This window comes from Cytobacillus purgationiresistens (assembly GCF_030813235.1).
Lineage (GTDB): Bacteria > Bacillota > Bacilli > Bacillales > Cytobacillaceae > Cytobacillus > Cytobacillus purgationiresistens.
This window is the reverse complement of the sequence record NZ_JAUSUB010000011.1, coordinates 41686-60214: the sequence shown is the minus strand read 5'-3', so window position 1 is coordinate 60214 and position 18529 is coordinate 41686. Positions and strand designations below refer to the sequence as shown.

Sequence of the window (18529 nt, the reverse complement as noted above, 5' to 3'; positions counted from 1 at the left end):
AAACATCTTCTAAAAGGAGGATGTTTCTATGTTTAATTGGGATGACTTAATAACAGCTTTTTGGGCTTTCTTTCTTATCCTTCCTCTAGTGTCACTCATCCATCAGTTAGGTCATTGGACGATGGCGAAAATTATGGGGGGAGATTCTCACCTTGTGATTGGTAGCGGGAAAACATTTTTAACAATTGGCCCAATTTCTGTAAAGCGCATTTATATCGCTGATTCATCATGTACATATAAAGGTCTAAAGATAAATAACAAGCTATCACATATCCTTGTGAATTCCGGTGGGATTATCTTTAATTTGAGCTCGATGCTAATACTCGACTTACTTATCATATTTAATATAATTCCAGAAACCACATATTTCTATCAGTTTGGATATTTTTCTGTATATTATATCTTCTTTGCTTTATTGCCCATTCAATATAGCGATAATCATGTGAGTGATGGACTCGCAATTTATAAAATCTTACGTAATATTGATCCAAAAGACATCGTTAATAAGTAGCAAATGATTAAAATACTAATATTAAATAGTTTGCTTATGCCAAAAACTTAACTTCTTCCGTTCTTGTTTTCTACTTATCAATTTTTGGTATTTTTTCTTGGGCTTCTCTGAAGTGATGAGTTTATAAGACCTTTTTTAAACTTGATTTAAAAGCAGCAAAGAATCAGCAAAGCGGATTGAGATCATCTTTTAGCGATAGTGAAACCCCACTATGTCCATATCAAGTTCTCAGACCTTGTTGGAAAAGGATATGGAAATAGAGTGAGGTCAGATCCATTAAGGGCAGCTCAGTTCTATCACTCGGTTCCCCAAATTTCTTCTGCCCATTCCGGATTATCAATAAATGGATTACGATTAAATTGAAATTCATCATAGATTATATCATTACGCTTTCTTTCAAAATCATCTACAGGATCCTCTTGATGCCATTCCAGTAGAATCGACAATTTTCCATGATTTGGTTTTTTACCATTGTTGACCTTATCGTTTAACTCTAAGTCTATTTCCCCTGGATTACCTTCGTAACGAACATCCATATAAAACAGCATTCTCGCAACATCGCCTTTCACTTCATCGCGAGGCTCCCAAGAATCATGGTCATAATAATTACCTAAGGCTTCGTCATGCTCTTTTCCACCGTTATCAAAATCCAGATTTCCCCTCGAGCCATTCACACTCACATCTGTTGGACGAAGATGATGGAGGTCAGTGCCAGCTCCTTGTTCATTGCCAAAGCCGCCATGAGACTTCGCCCATATATGTTCCCGGTTCCAGTCATCCGGATCAGCTCCATTAGAAGCCTTTGCTTGTGACCTGCCAGTATAAAATAACAATACATGATCATTATTTTCCGGATCTTCATCTGTTTGTTTTAATGCTTCCCAAACCTCAGCATATGAAATTTCATTATGGCCGCTAATGATTTTATGTAATGCGGTCTTCAATTCTTCACCGGTTTTTCCAATTGCACCTTTATAATAATTCTCATCATATTCCTGATTCTCTTCTTCAATTGGTTTCGTATCTAAAGCCATCTTTTCAACCTGCTTCACACCAGGTTTAGTAAAATAAGCTGTTAATTCTCCAGTGATTTGCACCTTTTCTCCCAGTAAATCCGCATTCGTTTTAAGACCAAATTGCAAACGTTGCTCTGCTGGTATTTGGACATAAATCATTTTTTCTATTTTGTGTTCTTTGGGTGAGTCCGCGAGCGCCATTGCATGATCATTTGAAAAATCTCCGGATATAACTGAAGACTCAGAAATAGGCTGACCAATAACATAGCCTTCTATGGTGTGTATGTTTCCAGTTTGATTTTGTATTGCTTGGTCCACTGTAAAAGGTGAAGACCAAGATCCCTCTCCGGACTTGCCATTTGACTCAATAGAAAAGAAGAGCGTTAAACTTGCTCCAACAACTAATATGATAGGGAGCAGAAACTTAGGCATTTTTCTTTTACTCTCCATTTAGGTCATCTCCTATCTAATTATCTATAAAATTCTATTATGTATGAAAGCAATATTACAATCTATAAAAAAAATAAAATGCGAAACTTCTTGCCTATGAGATTGATGCGTTTTTAGCCTATTTGATCGAGGGTTTAGATCATTCGTGTTCACAATACTTTTATAACTGGAACTGAACTTTTTTTCCTTAAAAAGGAGTAAAAGCCCCGGCATCTACGCCGAGGCTTTTATTTTATCATCATAATTGATTAACCGCTTCGTTGATTGAGGTTTCTCCTGAAACGAGATCAAATGAGCGATTGATTGTTTTTTCGTTATCTAACGATGCTACAATTGTTGCTGCTACATCTTCACGTGGAATCTTGCCTCTTTCAACATTGTCGCCTGCCTTTACTTTTCCGGTTCCTTGGTCATTTGTTAATCCGCCAGGGCGAATAATTGTATATTTCAAACCGCTATTTATCAGTAATTTATCTGCATAATGTTTGGCCACATAATATGGTTTGATATCTGTCCAAGACTCCCGCTTATCAGCATGAATGGCACTGACTATAACAAATCTGTCTATGCCTGCTTTCTCAGCTGCCTCAATTGTTTTTCCTGCACCATCCAGATCAATCAGCAATGTTTGATCATATCCAGTAGAACCTCCTGAACCTGCTGTAAATACAATGGCTTCACAGCCCATTGCCGCTTCTGCAATTTCATCTACATTGCCCTCAAGAGAAGCAAGTACGGTTTCTGCACCGATTCCTTCAAAATATTCGATTTGCTCCTGTTTCCTAACCATCGCTCTAGGGCTATGCTGATCACTTTCCAGCAGCTGTTTAATTACATGTTTACCTATTTGGCCATTTGCTCCGACTACGAGAACTTTCATAAATAATGATTCTCCTTCCAAATGGTATTCGTTTCTTTCTAATTATTTCAAATGTCCATGCACATATCAAATAAACTGTTTATAGGAAGCTAAAACTTATGAATACCGGAAATTTCGTCCATACTGACTAACAGCCTTTTGGTAATTTGACCGATTTTGAGGTGGAAAGCATGCCCCATTTTATTTATTCTTATTTTACAAGATTGCCCCTTGTTTTAAGGATTCTTTTCATGGCCTTATTTGCCGTTGTATTTTTCGGCTATTTTGTACATTTGATCGAACCAAATAGTTTTCCAACATGGTTCGATGGGATTTGGTGGGCAATTATTACTGCTTCAACTGTTGGATATGGAGATTATGTTCCAGAAACTTTCCTCGGCAGGTTTACTGGTATCCTTCTTGTTATGACAGGAGCAGGTTTTTTAGCTTCTTATTTTGTCGCTCTGGCTACAGCAGCTGTTTCAAAACAGAATGATTATATTCAAGGGAAGTTTCGCTATAAAGGGAGTGATCATATCGTTGTTATCGGATGGAACGAGCGCTCACGTGAAATATTACGAACGATTTGCAGCTATGAAAACAGTGTGCCGGTTACATTAATTGATGAAACGCTGGAGGAAAACCCCCTGCCTGATAAGCAGCTGCATTTTGTTAAAGGGCGTGCAAACCGGGATGAGGTTTTGCTAAAGGCTAATATAGAAAAATCAAGAAAAGTCATTATTACAGCTGATCAAAATAAGGATGAGTTAAATGCAGATATGAATTCTATCCTTACATTGCTTGCTATTAAAGGCTTGAATCCTGATGTACCTTGTATCGTGGAAATATTAACGTCAGAACAAACTGCTAATGCCAAAAGAGCTGGCGCAGATGAAGTGGTACAAACAAATATGCTAACGAGCTTCGTGATGATTAACAGCTTGACGTCTCAGGAGATGGTTACTTCCTTTTTAGGTTTATTAAGCCAATTAGATGAAAGAAAGCTGAGCTTCCACCCAGCTTCTATTGAGTTGATTGGCAAATCATTTGTAGAGATAAATGAGAGGCTCATGCAAGATGGCGTCTTATTATTGGGTGTAAAACGAGGAGAAGAAACCGTCGTTAATCCTCCCCATCCTTTTATTATTACAGAGAATGATTTTTTAATTGTACTAATGAATTAAGGCTCTAATAGAATTTCCTCTAGTTCTTCAACAAGAGATTTACCGGTATCAATATATTGCTCAGGTACTTTCGCATCTTTATCCACTGGCTCAGAGAATTGGTTTAAAGATGCGGTGAAATTAGATACATTCGCATGATCATCTTGGCCGTCTTGATAAATATGCGAAAGCAGAAATGGTCTGCCAAGCTCAACAGTACAATTACTCGTATCTAATTGGCCATCAATCGCCTTAAATGGGACCCGTAAAAAATGATAGCCATCCTGTGCATCAATTTTATAATCAAATGCCCCTTGATCATAATCCCAGTTACCGCCAATACTGTAGCCATTCGGCTTTAACTTTTGTTCAAGCTTGAATAAATGATATTGCTTCCCCTCTATCCTTGAAGGAATTTCATACATATAACCTACCCCTTTCCATATCTTTTTTTAGTTTTTCCATAAATAGATGTTTCATGAATTAAAGAATAGTAAATGTTAAATTTAAAAATCTTCCTGTTTTTAGTGAATTTGTACAAACACCTTATTACTAGGTATATACAATAACAATGAATCTGAGAATTTTTCAAATAAAAAAGGAAGTGAAAGCATGCCAGAATGTAATCGAAATGCTCCAGGAAACTGTTCAGAGGTGGAAGGCAGCAATACCACTGCGAGTGGAGCAGCTTCTCATGCGGAAGGCATAAATACTGTTGCCAGTGGAATATCCTCTCATGCGGAAGAGAGCACCACTTCAGCTGTTGGTGAAGCCTCTCATGCGGAAGGGTATAACAACCAATCAATGGCGGCTCTTCCCATGCAGAAGGACTTTCAACCACTGCAGACCATGAAGGTTCCCATATCATGGGGGTGTATGGATCGACCTTGTACCCCAACTCATGGCATGTAGCCAATGGTTTATCAGAAATAGCGCCCGGATTAGCAGTCGTACTTCAAGCAAGTACGGGAAATCTATATATTGATGGAAATGTTTTTCCTGGAGGTACAGATTTTGCAGAGATGTTTGAAACTGTCGATGGGAAGCCAATTCATCCTGGATATTTTGGCACTTTATCCGGAGAAAAAGTACGAATTGCCAATGCAAATGATAAATGCATTCTAGGAATTGTCAGTGCAACACCAGCAATCACAGGAGATTCAGCTGAATTGCACTGGGAAAATAAATTTGTAAAAGATAAATGGGGAATCATTCAATACGAGCAAATAACAATCGAAGAGAAAAAGATGCCACAGGCAAGGTAATCATACCTCCCATAACAAAATGAACCCCTGCCATTAACCCTGAGTGGGACGGGTCGTTAAAATATATCTCCCGTGTAAATAGACCTGAGTGAGTGGGTGTCTGTTGGTTTAGTTGGTAAACTCTTTGTCAGTGATGATGGTACATGTGAAGTTGATGGCTATTGCATGCCAAATGACGAGGGAATGGCTACAAAAACCACTGAAGGATACCGAGTAATGAAGCGTACTGCATCTGATCAAATTTTAGTACTTCTTAAATAAATAGTTGAAGTCTATTATCACCTAATCACTTTCATGATTTGATGAATGAGGACAGCAAATCATGAGTTTTCTTTTGCCAAATAAAGAACCGGGCGATTTTTTCCCGGTTTCCTTGTTGTGTATTCCCTTTTCTCTAGATATCTTCCTGATACTGTTACCCTTTTAAAAATGGCTGATTGTCCCTGACAATCAGCCATTTTTTTATTTTAATCGCTTCTCAAGCTCTGCTTTCTTCTCCTCATATCCTGGTTTTCCAAGAAGTGCGAACATATTAACCTTATAAGCTTCAACACCCGGCTGATCAAATGGATTGACCCCCAGTAAATATCCGCTCATTGCGCAAGCTTTTTCGAAAAAGTAAACGAGATAGCCGAATGTATAGGCGTCCATTTTTGGAATCGCTACGATTAAGTTCGGCACACCGCCGTCAGTATGCGCAAGCATCGCTCCTTCAAATGCCTTATTATTTACAAAGTCTACTGATTTTCCTGCTAGGTAGTTTAAACCGTCAAGGTCAGAATCAGCTGCTTCAATCGTAAGCTCATGTCGAGACTCTTCAACCTTAATAATCGTTTCAAACAAATCACGACGACCTTCTTGCACGTATTGCCCCATTGAATGAAGGTCAGTTGAAAAATTAGCAGAGGAAGGGTAAATCCCTTTTAAATCTTTGCCTTCGCTTTCTCCTAATAACTGCTTCCACCATTCTGCGAAATATTGCAATCCAGGCTCGTAGTTAATGAGCATCTCGATTGTTTTCCCCTTATTGTATAAGGCATTACGCACAGCAGCATATTGATAAGCAGCATTATCATTCAGCTCAGGCTTAGTAAAGTCCTCCCGAGCAACAGCAGCTCCTTTCATCATGTCTTCAATATTGATATCAGCAACAGCGATTGGCAGCAACCCAACAGCAGTGAGAACAGAATAGCGTCCACCAACATCATCTGGAATGATGAATGATTCATAGCCCTCTTCATTCGCTAATGTTTTCAGTGCACCTCTTGCTTGGTCAGTTGTGGCATAAATACGTTTGCGGGCCTCTTCTGCTCCATACTTTTCTTCCAGCATCTTGCGGAACAAGCGGAATGCGATGGCAGGCTCTGTCGTTGTTCCTGATTTAGAGATAACATTCACGGAAAAGTCTTTTCCATCAAGCATGTCAATTAAATCTTTTATATATGTAGAGCTGATATTATTACCTACGAAGAAAATCTGTGGCACACCTCGTTTTTCTTTCGGTAATGAATTATAAAAACTATGTTGTAGCATTTCTATCGCCGCTCGTGCACCAAGGTAAGAACCGCCAATCCCGATAACAAGTAATACATCGGAATCATTTTTGATTTTCTCAGCTGCACGTTGAATACGTGTAAATTCTTCCTTATCATAATTGGCAGGAAGATCAATCCAACCAAGATAATCATTGCCCGCTCCCGTTTTTTCATGCAGGGCATGATGCGCAGCTTTCACTGCATCTTGAAGATAGGTAATTTCATGTTCCCCAAAAAAGCTAAGTGCTTTGGAGTAATCAAACTGAATATGAGTCATATGTAGAATCCTCCGAATATGTAATATAATAAAAAAGAAAATGAAATTTTATGCCCTTTACCACTTTAACCAAAGGATCACAATTTATCAAGAATCAGTCATTGTAACCCTAACCATATCTTGGTGTTCAATTTGGTGAAATGAATCTCATTATATTTTTAAAAGTTTCATGCTATTTATCCAAAAATGTAGAGAAAAAACAGGCAGAAGCAGTGTGGGAACCAGTGTTCAAGCATAGAGGTGTAGTATAATAATAACCCCCGCTTTACAGCAGGGGGGGTTTTTGATTTATAGTGATGCTCGATATATAGAAAGTACATCTTCTTTTTCCAATTTCATAAATCGACCGAAAGCGCCATTATAAGCTGCTTTATCAGCCATTTCTTCTAGCTTGCTGTCATCAATGTCATAGTCTGCAAGTTTAGACGGGGCCTCGATGCTATCCCAGAAAGAGCGTAAACACTCGATTCCTTCAAGCCCCACTTCTTCATCAGTTTTCCCATTAGGATCCACATTGAATACTCGAACAGCGAGCTGTTTGAATCTCTCCGGCTTCACATGTAACGTATGCTTCATCCAGTTTGGGAACAGAATCGCTAGTCCTCCACCGTGAGGAATATCATAAACAGCTGATACGGCATGCTCAATATTATGAGTTGCCCAATCACCTCGATAGCCCATATTTATGATACCGTTTAAAGCCATTGTTCCGCTATAAAGGATTGTTGCACGCTCGTTATAGCTCTCTAAATCTTCAAGAAGCTTAGGCGCTGTTTCCATAATCGTTACTATCAATGATTCACACATGCGGTCTTGGAATATAGTGTTATCCTCCAAGTGGAAATAATGCTCTAACACATGAGACATCATATCAACAATGCCATAAATCGTTTGGTTTCTAGGCACGGAATATGTATTTTCCGGATCTAAAATCGAGAATTTTGGAAATACATGCGGGCTCCCCCAAGAAAGCTTTTCATGCGTTTCCCAATTTGTAATAACCGCACCGGAGTTCATTTCCGATCCTGTTGCTGCCAATGTAAGAATTGTACCAAATGGAACGGCCTCTGAAACTTGAGCTTTATTTGCCACCATGTCCCAAGCGTCTCCATCATATTTAGCACCGCCTGCAATGGCTTTAGTGCAGTCAATAACACTGCCTCCGCCAACGGCTAAAATGAAGTCGATGCCTTCCGCTTTACAGATACCTACACCTTTGCGAACTGTTGATACTCGTGGATTTGGTTCCACACCCGAAACCTCAAATACTTCTGCATCCATCTCTTTTAATTCGTTCATCACTTTATCATATAAGCCATTTTTCTTAATGCTGCCTCCACCATAAACGACTAATACTTTTTTGCCATATTGAGATATTTCACTTTTAAGCTTGCCTATCTGACCTTTTCCAAAAATCAATTTGGTTGGATTCCAGAAAGTAAAGTTATCCATTTCATCAGCTCCTTTATCTTCATATTATCTTCATTATTTCCATGTAATGCAAAAATAAAGAATTAACGCAGATGATTTTCATTTGTGCTCATTTTATCAGAGAAAAATGATTTTAAAGATGGATATAAAAATGACCTAAACGTCGACTTTCATGAACGTTTAGGTCCGTTAATTAATTTTTATCTTGGATGGCATACAAGTAATAGACATAATCCGTGGAAGGTCCGGGATGCCCAAGCTGTCTCATCATCGCTGTAATATTGCCCCGATGATATGTGCCATGATTAACAACATGCTGAAGCAATTCAGCTAATGTCGTTTCTACTGATCCAAATGCCGGATGATTGCGGATAATTTTTTCATCTAAATCTTTTCTGCCTGAAAAAAAACTGTAATAACGGTCAGATAATGCGATATATTCTGTTTCTAATTCATTAAGACTGCTATTTTTCAAGCGTTCAGAAGCCTCTTGATTTACTGACTGAATATCCTGGAATGATTCATCTGCCAGCGCTCCTAACCATACCAAATCAGTCAAATACAGATGCAAAACCACCTCTGCCAAAGAGGAAAATACGCTTTGAGTTTCTTGCTGATAAGTTCCCTCTGGCAACTCTTTTAATCGCTCAAATACCCTTTTATTTGCCCACATATGATAATCATAAAATTGCAAAGAATGATGCGCCATTGTTTTCAGCCCTCCCAATCCTGTTCTTCTTTTCTATAAGCATCATACCTCTCTTTCACTGACAGTTTCGGTCAGTGAAGTTATTTTTTGATAATGATGTAATAAATCTGATGTAATCTGAATCATTTTCTCCTTAAGAATAGGTGGTTCTATAATATTTAATCCCTTGCCGAAATGAAGCAGAATATGAGGCAAATAAGTCAGCATCGATTTTTCAGAAAGCATTAGAGACGCATTCTGCTCAGATTTTTCTAATAGGGCATAGTTAATGAACCAGTGTTCACAAAGCTCATCAATCAACCGTTTCTCCCCTTCAATATGTATGGATACTAATTCTTCCTTAACGGACAAATCAGGATAGATATTATCCAAGAAAAAATCACGTGGAGAAAAATGTGCAGGTTTTTCAAACAAAGCATCAGTCACTTCCAGTTTATGAACGCGATCCACACGAAAACTGCGAACTTCATTTCGCAAATGACAAAATGCAGTTATATACCATTTACTTTTCCAATGTATTAATCCGTAGGGATCTACCTTCCGAAGCGTCGTCTCCTCTTGACCATTCTTTTGATACTCGATTAAGAGACTGGTTCTGCCTGCAGCGGCCATTTCTATTTGTTGCAAAAAACATTCTAGACCGTGATTGGTTGTTGGTGTAATGACTTCGAATGCAGAAGCATGTTGATTGATTTCCTGCAGCTGATCGACCGTTGTATAATTTTTCAATTTGGCAATAGCACTATTTAAAGAGGCGCCAAATGGATAACCTGCTTCCCTAGCAAAGGCAGCAGCATGAATCAAAGCCTTTTGCTCATCAAGATGGAATACTAACGGGGATTCCTTAAACTGCTCCAGCATACTGTATCCCCCATTATGCCCTGCCTCAGATACAATCGGTACGCCACTTGCACATAGAGAGTCAATATAGCGATAAACTGACCGAATATTAATTTCTAATCTTTCCGCAAGCTCCTTGGCAGTTAGCTTTTTCCTTGTTTTTAATAGCCAGATGATCGACAACATATGATCTGCTTTAGACATTGGTGCACACCTCCTAATATTGCATCAAGAATATATTCCACATAAACGGATCAGTTCCTATTGAATTTTAAATTATTTGACAACTATACGAATATGGACGAATTACAGGAGCTTATGGTCAATGAGAATCAGACGATTTTCTTTTCCACCCATATCACGACTGATCTTGACCAAATTGCAGATGAGATCGTATTCATTTATAACGGACAAATCTATTTGCATGAAAGCATTGAAGACATAAGAGAACAATTCTACCTCGTAAAAGGAGCCAAAAGCCAGCTAGACGCAGATTTAAAAAACCTTTTCCTCGGCTACAAAGTAACACCCCAAGGCTTCACAGGCCTCATGCAAGGTCAACATGAACTGTTCTATAATATGAATGTCGCAGCGGGATTGGGTGATTTGGGTGATTTGGGTGATGTCGGTGCCTGTCACCGCCAAAATTCGACAATTGCTGAGGAGTTTGTGATTGAGCCTGCTAGTTTAGAGGATATTATGTATTTTATGACGAGGGGGGGTAATTAGGTTGGTATCTTTGATTAAGAAGGACTTTTATTTGAATTTTATTTATATTGCGATTGTGATTATTTGCGTACCGATACTTTATATTTTGAACCTTAATAGCTTTTTCATTTATTTTGGGATTATTATGGGCTTCTTATTTAATGGCTTTTATTATGATAAATTATCTGGGACGAATAAGACACTTGCCAGTCTACCTATAAAAAGAACAACGATTGTTCTTTCCAGATATATATTTGCTTTTGGGCTTGCTTCGTTCAGCTTTGCGTATTTATGGATCATTGATATGATTGCTCATGCACATCTGCCCTACCTTGACATGCCGCCAATGACCCAGTTTTCGCTCATCTCGCAATTATTGATCGGATTTATTTTACTCGCCGTCTCTTTTCCAATTTATTATAAGTTTGGGTATATCAAAGCCATTGTCATCCAGATTCTTTTGTTAATGGTAGGAACCCCAGCAATTGGCTTTATTTTTGCCTACTCACTGACCAAAATTGATAGTGCTAAAACGGCAGAAATCGTGTTTTCGATTCTTGACACGGTTTACAAAAATCCACATATCTTTGCCGGAACAATAACGATTCTGTTAATCTTAGCTTCCTTCGCCCTTTCGAAACGGATTTTCCAAAAAAAGGACTTGCATCTTTCGTAATTAATCCAAACAAAAGCCCGGACGATTGCTCGCCCGGGCCTTTCATTTATTTATTTTTTGATTAAGTCGTCACGTTCTGATTGATCGATCCACTCTTGAAGTTTGTCTTTAAGAGTATTGAATCCTTGTGCAGACTCATCTTCCATTTTGATTGGTGCAGATTGACGCTTAGCGCGTGGTTTTTTAGGCTTTTCAGTTTGTGCTGGAGCTTCTTGAGTTGCACGAATAGATAAGCCGATTTTCCCAGCTGCTTCATCAATTGATAAAACTTTAACATTTACTTCGTCGCCCACTTTAAGATGCTCATTAATATCTTTTACAAAACCGTGAGTTACTTCGGAAATGTGAACAAGTCCTTGAGTATTTTCATCTAACGCAACAAAGGCACCATAAGGTTGAATACCTGTAACTTTTCCTGTAATAACACTGCCTACTTCGATTTTCTCTGACATGGGAACACTCCTATATTTAATATATTTTATCGTCTTTATACGCAATTTAAAATTATATCATACAAATTAGGATTAATCAAAAATACTTTTAAAATGATGATCCAGAACAACATAATTTAACTAAATGTTCACAATATTCGTGAGTTTATTTATTTTTCGGTGGTAAAATAAAGTAAAGGGGTGATTGATTATGAGTTCAATAGGCCAAAACATTAAACTTAGCCGTGAAAGAAGCTTTCTTACCCAAAGCGAGCTTGCAAGCAAAATTCGTGTTGGCACTGCTTCCATCGAAAGATACGAAACTTGCGAGTCCATTCCAAATACCTTAACCATCCTCAAAATCTGCACTGTGTTAGACATCACAGTAACAACTATTATGGATCAAACGAATCATTTAAATTATGATTCTGCTGAAGAGCAAATAAATTTTTATGATTCATTCGAACCAGATCAATATCACGTAAATAATTTTTTAAATCAGCATGTATAACTTATGGAGAAATGGGCAATTCTTTAATAAGACTTTCTAGAATTCCCCCATTTTTGAAGAGGACAATCCGTTTCGGGTTGTCCATTTTTTATTTTGTGCAAGAGAATGATAAAATGAGGAACAATATGAGAAACTTATATTCACTAGTCTGTCATATCCCCGGGAGGAATCGATATTGGACCATACATACAAAAAAGAACATACAGCCATCAACGGCAATGAGATTTATTATGAATTTTTTAAAAATGATCAAGCAAGCCAGACGTTTGTCCTGTTGCACGGCTTTCTTTCATCCAGCTTCAGCTTCAGAAGAATGATTCCCCTCATGACAAAAAAGTATAATGTTTTAATTGTGGACCTGCCTCCATTTGGAAAAAGCGGGAAATCCATTCGTTATAAATACTCTTACGAAAATATGGCGAATACCCTCATCCTTCTTTTGGAAAAATTAAATGTAAACAAAGTAATATTAGCTGGCCATTCCATGGGCGGACAAATCTCATTAAATATTGCCTATTTGAAGCCTGAATTGGTTGAATTGACCGTGTTGTTATGCAGCTCTTCTTATTTGCCAAGGATGAAAAAACCGCTGATCTATTCAAGCTATCTGCCCTTTTTCCCAGTCTACGTAAAGCGATATCTCGGCAAGTCCGGTCTTGAAGCCAATTTACAAAATGTCGTCTATAATCGAGAAATGATTGATGAAGAAATGAGACAAGGATATTTAGAGCCTTTCTTACATAATGAAATATTCCGTGCATTAACTAGGATGGTCAGAGATAGAGAGGGGGATTTAGACCAGCAAAAATTACGCTCCATTCAAACGCCCTGTTTACTCATATGGGGGGAGCATGACCGAGTAGTGCCTTTGTCGATCGGCAAACGCTTAAAAGAAGACCTTCCTCATGCCGAGCTCGTTGTTATTCCAGAAGCAGGACATCTGATTCCTGAGGAAAAACCTCAAGAAGTGATGTCAGTCATTGAAAAATATTTAAATAAAGTCCACGCCTAAGAAGGGGCGGTCCCAAAAGGGTAACATCAACATTCTCGATTTAAAAAAATGGCGTCAATAAGTCGAATTTGGACTTATTAGACACCCTTTTAGAGTCTCGACAAAAGCAAAATAAGTAAACTTCAGTGGATTTGGAGAAGCATCCGCTCGACTCCTGAGGGAGAAGCGAGATAGGCAAACCCTGCCGGTGCGTAGCAAGCGGCTCGACGCTCGCCCCGCGGAAAGCTTCGGAAAATTCTCTCCCATCTTTTTCTAACCATTTAAATCAGTTTGTCTACAAGCAAAAACGACCTCATTAAAAAGGTCGTTTAGAGCGAACAGGAGCTATTATTTTTAATTAATAACAGCCTATTAGCAATTAATTTGCACTGCTGCAAAGGAATCATTTCTTCAAAAGAGAATTCATAGATGGATTGAATTTTTCTTGAAAGCTTATCCGCATCATCTAGATCATGAAGAAACTGAATTGTATCGGCAATCTCCGTATCATAATTGCCTCCACCAATATCAAACGGATCCCATTCATTTAATGTATCAACAAGCATTAAATTCGTTTGCTGTGTGTCCATCGCTATCACCTTTTATTTTATCTTTTTGTTTTCATATCTTATCATATAGAGCAGGAACAATAAACTATGAAACGGTGGGGAGATAATGGGAAAACATAATTTTCATGAAAAAATTGAACGCGCGAATAGCTCTTCAGTAAAATGGGGGCTTACGCAAACAATGTTTGGCGAAGCAGATATACTGCCGATGTGGGTAGCTGACATGGACTTTAAACCGACTGTTGAAGTTGCCGAAGCAATCCAGCAAAGAATGGAACATGGTATTTATGGTTACACGTTTGCCCCGCTCTCTTTGTCTGAAGCAATTAGAGACTGGGTTAAGACGCGTCATGATTGGGAAATCACCTTAAGTTCGATTATATACAATAGCGGTGTTGTTCCTTCCATTGCTGCTGCTATTCAAACGTATACTTCTGAAGGTGATGCCATAATGATTCAAACACCTGTATATACGCCGTTTTTTGAAATGATTAAAAAGAATAATCGCACGGTCGTCAGTTCACCTCTTAAATTAGAGGATGGACGTTATCAAATGGACTTTGATGACTTTGAGAATAAGTTAAAAGAAGGTGTAAAGCTATTTCTTTTATGCAACCCGCATAATCCCAGCGGAAGAGTCTGGAACGAAAATGAGTTAAAGAAAATTGGGTACTTATGCCATAAGTATAATTGTTTGATTCTTGCAGATGAGATTCACTCTGATTTAATTTTCAAACCAAATCGTCATGTATCCATTGCTAGTTTAGATGAAAAATTCGCAGACATCACAATTACATGTATTGCTCCTACAAAAACATTTAATCTTGCAGGATTGCAGGCTTCTGCTCTGATTATTCCAAATGAGGAGCTTCGCACGCAGTTTCAGGACTTCCAAGGAAGGCAGGGATTCTTTAATTTATCCATTTTCGGATTGATTGGGATGGAGACTGCTTATCGTTATGGTGCCGAATGGCTGGATGAACTGCTTGTTTATTTGAAGAATAATATCGACACCCTTAACGAGTTTGTTGAGCGCGATATTCCGAATATTTCTGTGATGGAGCCAGATGGTACCTATCTAGTTTGGATTGACTGTCGTGAATTAAGGCTCAGCGACGAAGAAATACAAGAGCGCTTAATTAAACGCGGAAAGCTCGGTCTCGAGCCGGGACCTAAGTATGGGCCTGGGGGAGAGGGTTTTGTCAGAATGAATATCGCCTGTCCTCATGAAGTTTTATTGGACGGGTTGGCACGGTTGAAGAAAGCCTTTGTTTAAGCTTTTACATCGGGTTAACTAGCGATTTCTAGATGCAGAATGGTTCAAAAATTAATTGTTGTTCATAAAAAATGGCTATCCCTTTCATTCACAGGGATAGCCATTTTTTATGTTTCCTGTTCACCCTTATCATCTTGTGCGTCTTTTTGTTCTGCATTTTCTTTGTCCTTTGTTATGACTCCACAAGCGATTCTTTCTCCTGAATTTCCAGATGGCTGTGTCATTCCGTCGTCTATATCTTCGTCAATAACTAGTGATGTTCCATTCTTGGTTAACAATGAGGGTTTACCATCTTTCAAAGTCACTTCAGCTGCCATGAGGTCAACCTTTACTTTTCCATCATCCTCAACAGTAATATTAGGTAAATCTCCGGCATGGGCACCTTTTTGGAAAAGTAGACCATGTTCATTGTCCTCTGGATTAAAATGATTACCCGCAGACTTGAAATCAGGTGCCTCACAAGATCCATTTTCATGAATATGGATCGCATGATCCCCTGGTGGTAATCCCTTTAAATCCAATTTCAGCATAACTCCACTAGGCTGTTCCTCGAATTCCACCTTTCCCAATGAATCACCCACTGCATTATACATCTCGACATCCATCCTTGAAATCTCCTTTTGTCCGCATCCTGCCAACATCACAACGGCCAAGCAGGTCCCAACAAAAAATCTTATCATCATTTAAAACAAGCCTCCACAACCAATCCAAATTTATATAACTATCCTTCCCGTACTTGGATAGAAATATTAGAAATGCTTCGGGGGGTTCTGGGTGGTGCCTGTCACCTACAAATTTCGACAAAAACAGCAAGGTACCTGTCACCTATAGGATTATTCAATATGCAAGTAAAGTAAATCTTTCACGATAAAAAAATACAACCGTCAAGGTGGTTGTATTTTCGCATTAATTTTTATTTAACTAGGCTTTACTTTTGATTCTTCATTTGTTGATTAATTCTTTCTTCCAGTTCTTTCGTCTTTTCACCTTCGCGCTTAGATACTCTTACAAACCATCTCATCGCTAAAAACGCGAATACCATGAAAACAGCTAGCCAAATGACTGCTGGAATATATTCCGTCTTGTCTTCAGGAAAGTATAAGAATAACGATAATACATACCATTGCAACATGTTAATCGTTCCTTTCTGATGTAACTGTGAACAATCCTATTGGTGTCTATTATATCAGTTAAGAGGAAGCAGTCCAATACAAACCAGCAAGCTGTCTTCTCCTACTCTTGAACGATTATTTTTTCAATGACTACGTCTTTAACAGGCTTATCTTTTTCATCTTTTTCTGTTGCCGCAATTTGATCAACAACGTCCATTCCTTCGATGACTTGACCAAACACTGTATGTTTCCCATCCAACCAAGGAGTGCCGCCTTCTTTGTACTTTTCTATTACCTGTTCAGGGTATTTATTTTTCTTTAAATCTTGATCTAACCCTTCACCTAATACGGTGTTTTGCACAATAAAGAATTGACTGCCATTTGTATTGGCTCCTCTGTTGGCCATTGATAATGCACCGCGTATATTGAATAACTGATTGGAGAATTCATCCTCAAAGTAATCTCCGTAAATGCTTTCACCGCCTACTCCCGTTCCTTCCGGATCACCGGACTGCAACATGAACTCTTCGATCACCCGGTGAAAAATAACACCGTCATAATAACCATCTTTACTATGAGTGATAAAATTTTCTACTGCCTTAGGAGCAATCTCAGGAAATAATTTGATTTTTATTGTCCCCATAGATGTTTGCATTTCTACAAGTGTTTCATCTTCTTTTACTTCTTCAGATAACTGTGGGTACTCTTTTACTTCTTCTGTTTTTGGCTCATCGGAATCCTCTTTAGCAGGCGCTCCCTGTGCACCATCATTCGAGCTTGTCCCGCACCCTGCTAAGATTAGCAGCAAAGCGAAAATTGAAGCTAATAATCGTAATTTCATTTTGGCACCTCCGTTATGTATCATAACTTTAATTATTTTAAAAATTAACCTTAATGTAAAGAGCCTATATATGTATTTTTTTTCTAAATAAATAGGGAGATTAGGATGATAGGGCACTTTCGAATAGATTGTATTTCCTCAGTATGTCGGTCATAATATAAGCAAGTTCTATGAAATAGGGGGTTTTTTCATGTCAGAATTAAACATTGGAGAAATCGTAACAGGTATTTATAAAACAGGTAAATACATAGGGGAAATAACAGATATTCGTCCCCAAGCTTATCTAGTCAGAGTATTGGCAGTCCTTAAGCATCCCACCCAAGGGGATCTTCATCATCCGAAGGAAACAGAGGGCGTCTTCTTCCAGGAACGCCGCGCATTAGCCTTCAGAGAACAGACCAATGTGCCAAAAGCAATGGTGAAACCTTATGCTGAGTCTATACCCGATTACACAGAGTCCTTACAAGCTTCGTTAATTAAAATAAAAGCAGACCTTAAGGAAAAAGACAATGCTTGGGCTGAAAAAAGCTTAGAGAATCTCGAGATTTTGGAAAAAGATTACTTCAACCAAAAATAAAAATCTTTGATTCTCAGCTTATTACCCATACTTCTTGATTTTGCACTTCGAATATAAGCAAGTGAAAAGCCAAATCATTCTCCGATGATTTGGCTTTTATGCGTAATGATTAAATAGCTTTGAAAAATCAACACGGTCCCCAATCGTTGTTGGCTTTGCCTTTTGCAAATATTTCTTATCCTTCTCTACCAGCTTAAAGATTTTATATGTGGTCAATGCATCATCCAATGCGCGATGATGCTTGCCGGTACCTTCTCTTCCATATTCCTGAACAGCTTTCCATAGTCCAGTTTGGTTTTGATCACCGAAAAAGCGCTTGTATTCCATTGACAAATCGAGTTCGTTCCCTTTAAAAGGAAATGGCACCCCTGCCAGTGTGCAGTTATTTCGCAATACCTTCATATCCATATTTCCCCATGTAACGATTGTACAAGGTTTGCCCTCATTGATTTCACTCATCTTTTCAACTAATTCATAAAAAGATATCCCTTTATCTACTTGGTTCTGTTTAATATGAAGAAAGGATTTACATCTGTTAGATAGTTGCGGAAAACGCTCTGGTATGACAAAAGATGAGAATTCATGGAGGACACGATGATTCTCAACTGATACGATGCCGGCCTCAATAATTTCTGGATAAAATCCTTTAATACGCGTTCCCCTCTCCGGCATAGTAAATTCAAAATCTATAAATAAAAACTGATGCGTATCCATCCCTCTTCACCTTCTTTATTTATTCTGACAAGATATTAACTAATTATATCACGAAATATTTGTATTT

The 18529-nt window shown here is 38.3% G+C and carries 24 protein-coding genes; 11 read left to right on the top strand and 13 right to left on the bottom strand.

Going from position 1 to position 18529, the window contains the following annotated elements; genetic code table 11:
- Positions 1-28: 28 nt before the first annotated feature.
- Positions 29-511: a hypothetical protein gene (locus J2S17_RS13630; RefSeq protein WP_307475714.1), complete on the top strand. Its 483-nt coding sequence runs from the start codon at positions 29-31 to the stop codon at positions 509-511.
- Positions 512-807: 296 nt separating this feature from the next.
- Here J2S17_RS13630 and J2S17_RS13625 read toward each other — a convergent pair whose 3' ends face one another.
- Positions 808-1977 (bottom strand): endonuclease, encoded by a 1170-nt coding sequence (locus tag J2S17_RS13625; protein ID WP_307475712.1) that lies wholly within the window; start codon positions 1975-1977, stop codon positions 808-810.
- Between the two features lie 238 nt (positions 1978-2215).
- The gene (locus J2S17_RS13620) at positions 2216-2857 is read right to left on the bottom strand and encodes an SDR family oxidoreductase (protein ID WP_307475711.1); all 642 of its coding nucleotides are present in this window, start codon (positions 2855-2857) and stop codon (positions 2216-2218) included.
- Between the two features lie 170 nt (positions 2858-3027).
- Between J2S17_RS13620 and J2S17_RS13615 the strand changes: the two genes are divergently transcribed.
- Complete coding sequence (locus J2S17_RS13615; protein WP_370875021.1) at positions 3028-4020, top strand: potassium channel family protein; 993 nt, start codon at positions 3028-3030, stop codon at positions 4018-4020.
- Here J2S17_RS13615 and J2S17_RS13610 read toward each other — a convergent pair.
- Complete coding sequence (locus tag J2S17_RS13610; RefSeq protein ID WP_307475708.1) at positions 4017-4424, bottom strand: YugN-like family protein; 408 nt, start codon at positions 4422-4424, stop codon at positions 4017-4019. The two genes, J2S17_RS13615 and J2S17_RS13610, sit on opposite strands and share 4 nt — an antisense overlap.
- 187 nt (positions 4425-4611) lie before the next feature.
- Here J2S17_RS13610 and J2S17_RS13605 point away from each other — a divergent pair, with 187 nt between their 5' ends.
- From J2S17_RS13605 to J2S17_RS13595, 3 genes are all read left to right on the top strand, one after another.
- Complete coding sequence (locus J2S17_RS13605; RefSeq protein ID WP_307475706.1) at positions 4612-4911, top strand: hypothetical protein; 300 nt, start codon at positions 4612-4614, stop codon at positions 4909-4911.
- On the top strand, positions 4887-5264 hold the full coding sequence (locus tag J2S17_RS13600) for a peptidase G2 autoproteolytic cleavage domain-containing protein (protein ID WP_307475704.1): 378 nt from the start codon (positions 4887-4889) through the stop codon (positions 5262-5264). Before J2S17_RS13605 ends, J2S17_RS13600 begins: the two co-directional genes overlap by 25 nt.
- Positions 5265-5360: 96 nt before the next feature.
- Positions 5361-5525: a hypothetical protein gene (locus J2S17_RS13595; RefSeq protein ID WP_307475702.1), complete on the top strand. Its 165-nt coding sequence runs from the start codon at positions 5361-5363 to the stop codon at positions 5523-5525.
- A gap of 201 nt (positions 5526-5726) precedes the next feature.
- Here J2S17_RS13595 and J2S17_RS13590 read toward each other — a convergent pair whose 3' ends face one another.
- The 4 genes from J2S17_RS13590 to J2S17_RS13575 form a co-directional block, all read right to left on the bottom strand.
- On the bottom strand, positions 5727-7076 hold the full coding sequence (locus J2S17_RS13590; RefSeq protein WP_307475700.1) for a glucose-6-phosphate isomerase: 1350 nt from the start codon (positions 7074-7076) through the stop codon (positions 5727-5729).
- A 288-nt stretch (positions 7077-7364) separates the two neighbouring features.
- The gene (locus tag J2S17_RS13585; protein WP_307475698.1) at positions 7365-8528 is read right to left on the bottom strand and encodes an iron-containing alcohol dehydrogenase; all 1164 of its coding nucleotides are present in this window, start codon (positions 8526-8528) and stop codon (positions 7365-7367) included.
- 172 nt (positions 8529-8700) lie between these two features.
- A complete protein-coding gene (locus tag J2S17_RS13580; RefSeq protein ID WP_307475697.1) occupies positions 8701-9216 on the bottom strand; it encodes a DinB family protein in 516 nt (171 codons plus the stop codon).
- Positions 9217-9258: 42 nt separating this feature from the next.
- On the bottom strand, positions 9259-10260 hold the full coding sequence (locus tag J2S17_RS13575) for a helix-turn-helix transcriptional regulator (RefSeq protein WP_307475695.1): 1002 nt from the start codon (positions 10258-10260) through the stop codon (positions 9259-9261).
- Between the two features lie 60 nt (positions 10261-10320).
- Here J2S17_RS13575 and J2S17_RS13570 point away from each other — a divergent pair, with 60 nt between their 5' ends.
- Together J2S17_RS13570 and J2S17_RS13565 are read left to right on the top strand one after the other, a co-directional pair.
- On the top strand, positions 10321-10785 hold the full coding sequence (locus tag J2S17_RS13570; RefSeq protein ID WP_307475694.1) for a P-loop NTPase family protein: 465 nt from the start codon (positions 10321-10323) through the stop codon (positions 10783-10785).
- Between the two features lies 1 nt (position 10786).
- Positions 10787-11440 (top strand): ABC-2 transporter permease, encoded by a 654-nt coding sequence (locus tag J2S17_RS13565; RefSeq protein ID WP_307475692.1) that lies wholly within the window; start codon positions 10787-10789, stop codon positions 11438-11440.
- 50 nt (positions 11441-11490) lie between these two features.
- Here J2S17_RS13565 and yugI read toward each other — a convergent pair whose 3' ends face one another.
- Entirely contained in the window at positions 11491-11892 is a 402-nt protein-coding gene (gene yugI, locus J2S17_RS13560) for a S1 domain-containing post-transcriptional regulator GSP13 (protein ID WP_307475690.1), read from the bottom strand.
- 190 nt (positions 11893-12082) lie between these two features.
- On the opposite strand from yugI, the gene J2S17_RS13555 reads away from it, so the two are divergent.
- Together J2S17_RS13555 and J2S17_RS13550 are read left to right on the top strand one after the other, a co-directional pair.
- Positions 12083-12382 (top strand): helix-turn-helix domain-containing protein, encoded by a 300-nt coding sequence (locus J2S17_RS13555; protein ID WP_307475688.1) that lies wholly within the window; start codon positions 12083-12085, stop codon positions 12380-12382.
- 175 nt (positions 12383-12557) lie between these two features.
- The gene (locus J2S17_RS13550) at positions 12558-13394 is read left to right on the top strand and encodes an alpha/beta fold hydrolase (protein ID WP_307475686.1); all 837 of its coding nucleotides are present in this window, start codon (positions 12558-12560) and stop codon (positions 13392-13394) included.
- Between the two features lie 308 nt (positions 13395-13702).
- Here the strand turns inward: J2S17_RS13550 and J2S17_RS13545 are convergent, their stop codons facing one another.
- A complete protein-coding gene (locus tag J2S17_RS13545; RefSeq protein WP_307475684.1) occupies positions 13703-13963 on the bottom strand; it encodes a DUF1871 family protein in 261 nt (86 codons plus the stop codon).
- 85 nt (positions 13964-14048) lie between these two features.
- Here J2S17_RS13545 and J2S17_RS13540 point away from each other — a divergent pair, with 85 nt between their 5' ends.
- On the top strand, positions 14049-15218 hold the full coding sequence (locus J2S17_RS13540) for a MalY/PatB family protein (protein WP_307475682.1): 1170 nt from the start codon (positions 14049-14051) through the stop codon (positions 15216-15218).
- Positions 15219-15325: 107 nt separating this feature from the next.
- On the opposite strand, the gene J2S17_RS13535 is transcribed toward J2S17_RS13540, so the two are convergent.
- The 3 genes from J2S17_RS13535 to J2S17_RS13525 all read right to left on the bottom strand — a co-directional run bounded on the left by J2S17_RS13535 (position 15326) and on the right by J2S17_RS13525 (position 17171).
- Positions 15326-15898: a superoxide dismutase family protein gene (locus J2S17_RS13535; RefSeq protein ID WP_307475843.1), complete on the bottom strand. Its 573-nt coding sequence runs from the start codon at positions 15896-15898 to the stop codon at positions 15326-15328.
- A gap of 248 nt (positions 15899-16146) precedes the next feature.
- Positions 16147-16350: a hypothetical protein gene (locus J2S17_RS13530; protein WP_307475680.1), complete on the bottom strand. Its 204-nt coding sequence runs from the start codon at positions 16348-16350 to the stop codon at positions 16147-16149.
- Between the two features lie 101 nt (positions 16351-16451).
- Positions 16452-17171, bottom strand: a complete 720-nt coding sequence (locus tag J2S17_RS13525) for a peptidylprolyl isomerase (RefSeq protein ID WP_307475678.1) — start codon at positions 17169-17171, stop codon at positions 16452-16454.
- A gap of 190 nt (positions 17172-17361) precedes the next feature.
- Here J2S17_RS13525 and kapB point away from each other — a divergent pair, with 190 nt between their 5' ends.
- Positions 17362-17748, top strand: a complete 387-nt coding sequence (gene kapB / locus J2S17_RS13520) for a kinase-associated lipoprotein KapB (RefSeq protein ID WP_307475676.1) — start codon at positions 17362-17364, stop codon at positions 17746-17748.
- A 96-nt stretch (positions 17749-17844) separates the two neighbouring features.
- On the opposite strand, the gene kapD is transcribed toward kapB, so the two are convergent.
- Positions 17845-18462 (bottom strand): 3'-5' exonuclease KapD, encoded by a 618-nt coding sequence (kapD, locus tag J2S17_RS13515; protein WP_307475674.1) that lies wholly within the window; start codon positions 18460-18462, stop codon positions 17845-17847.
- Between the last annotated feature and the right edge of the window lie 67 nt (positions 18463-18529).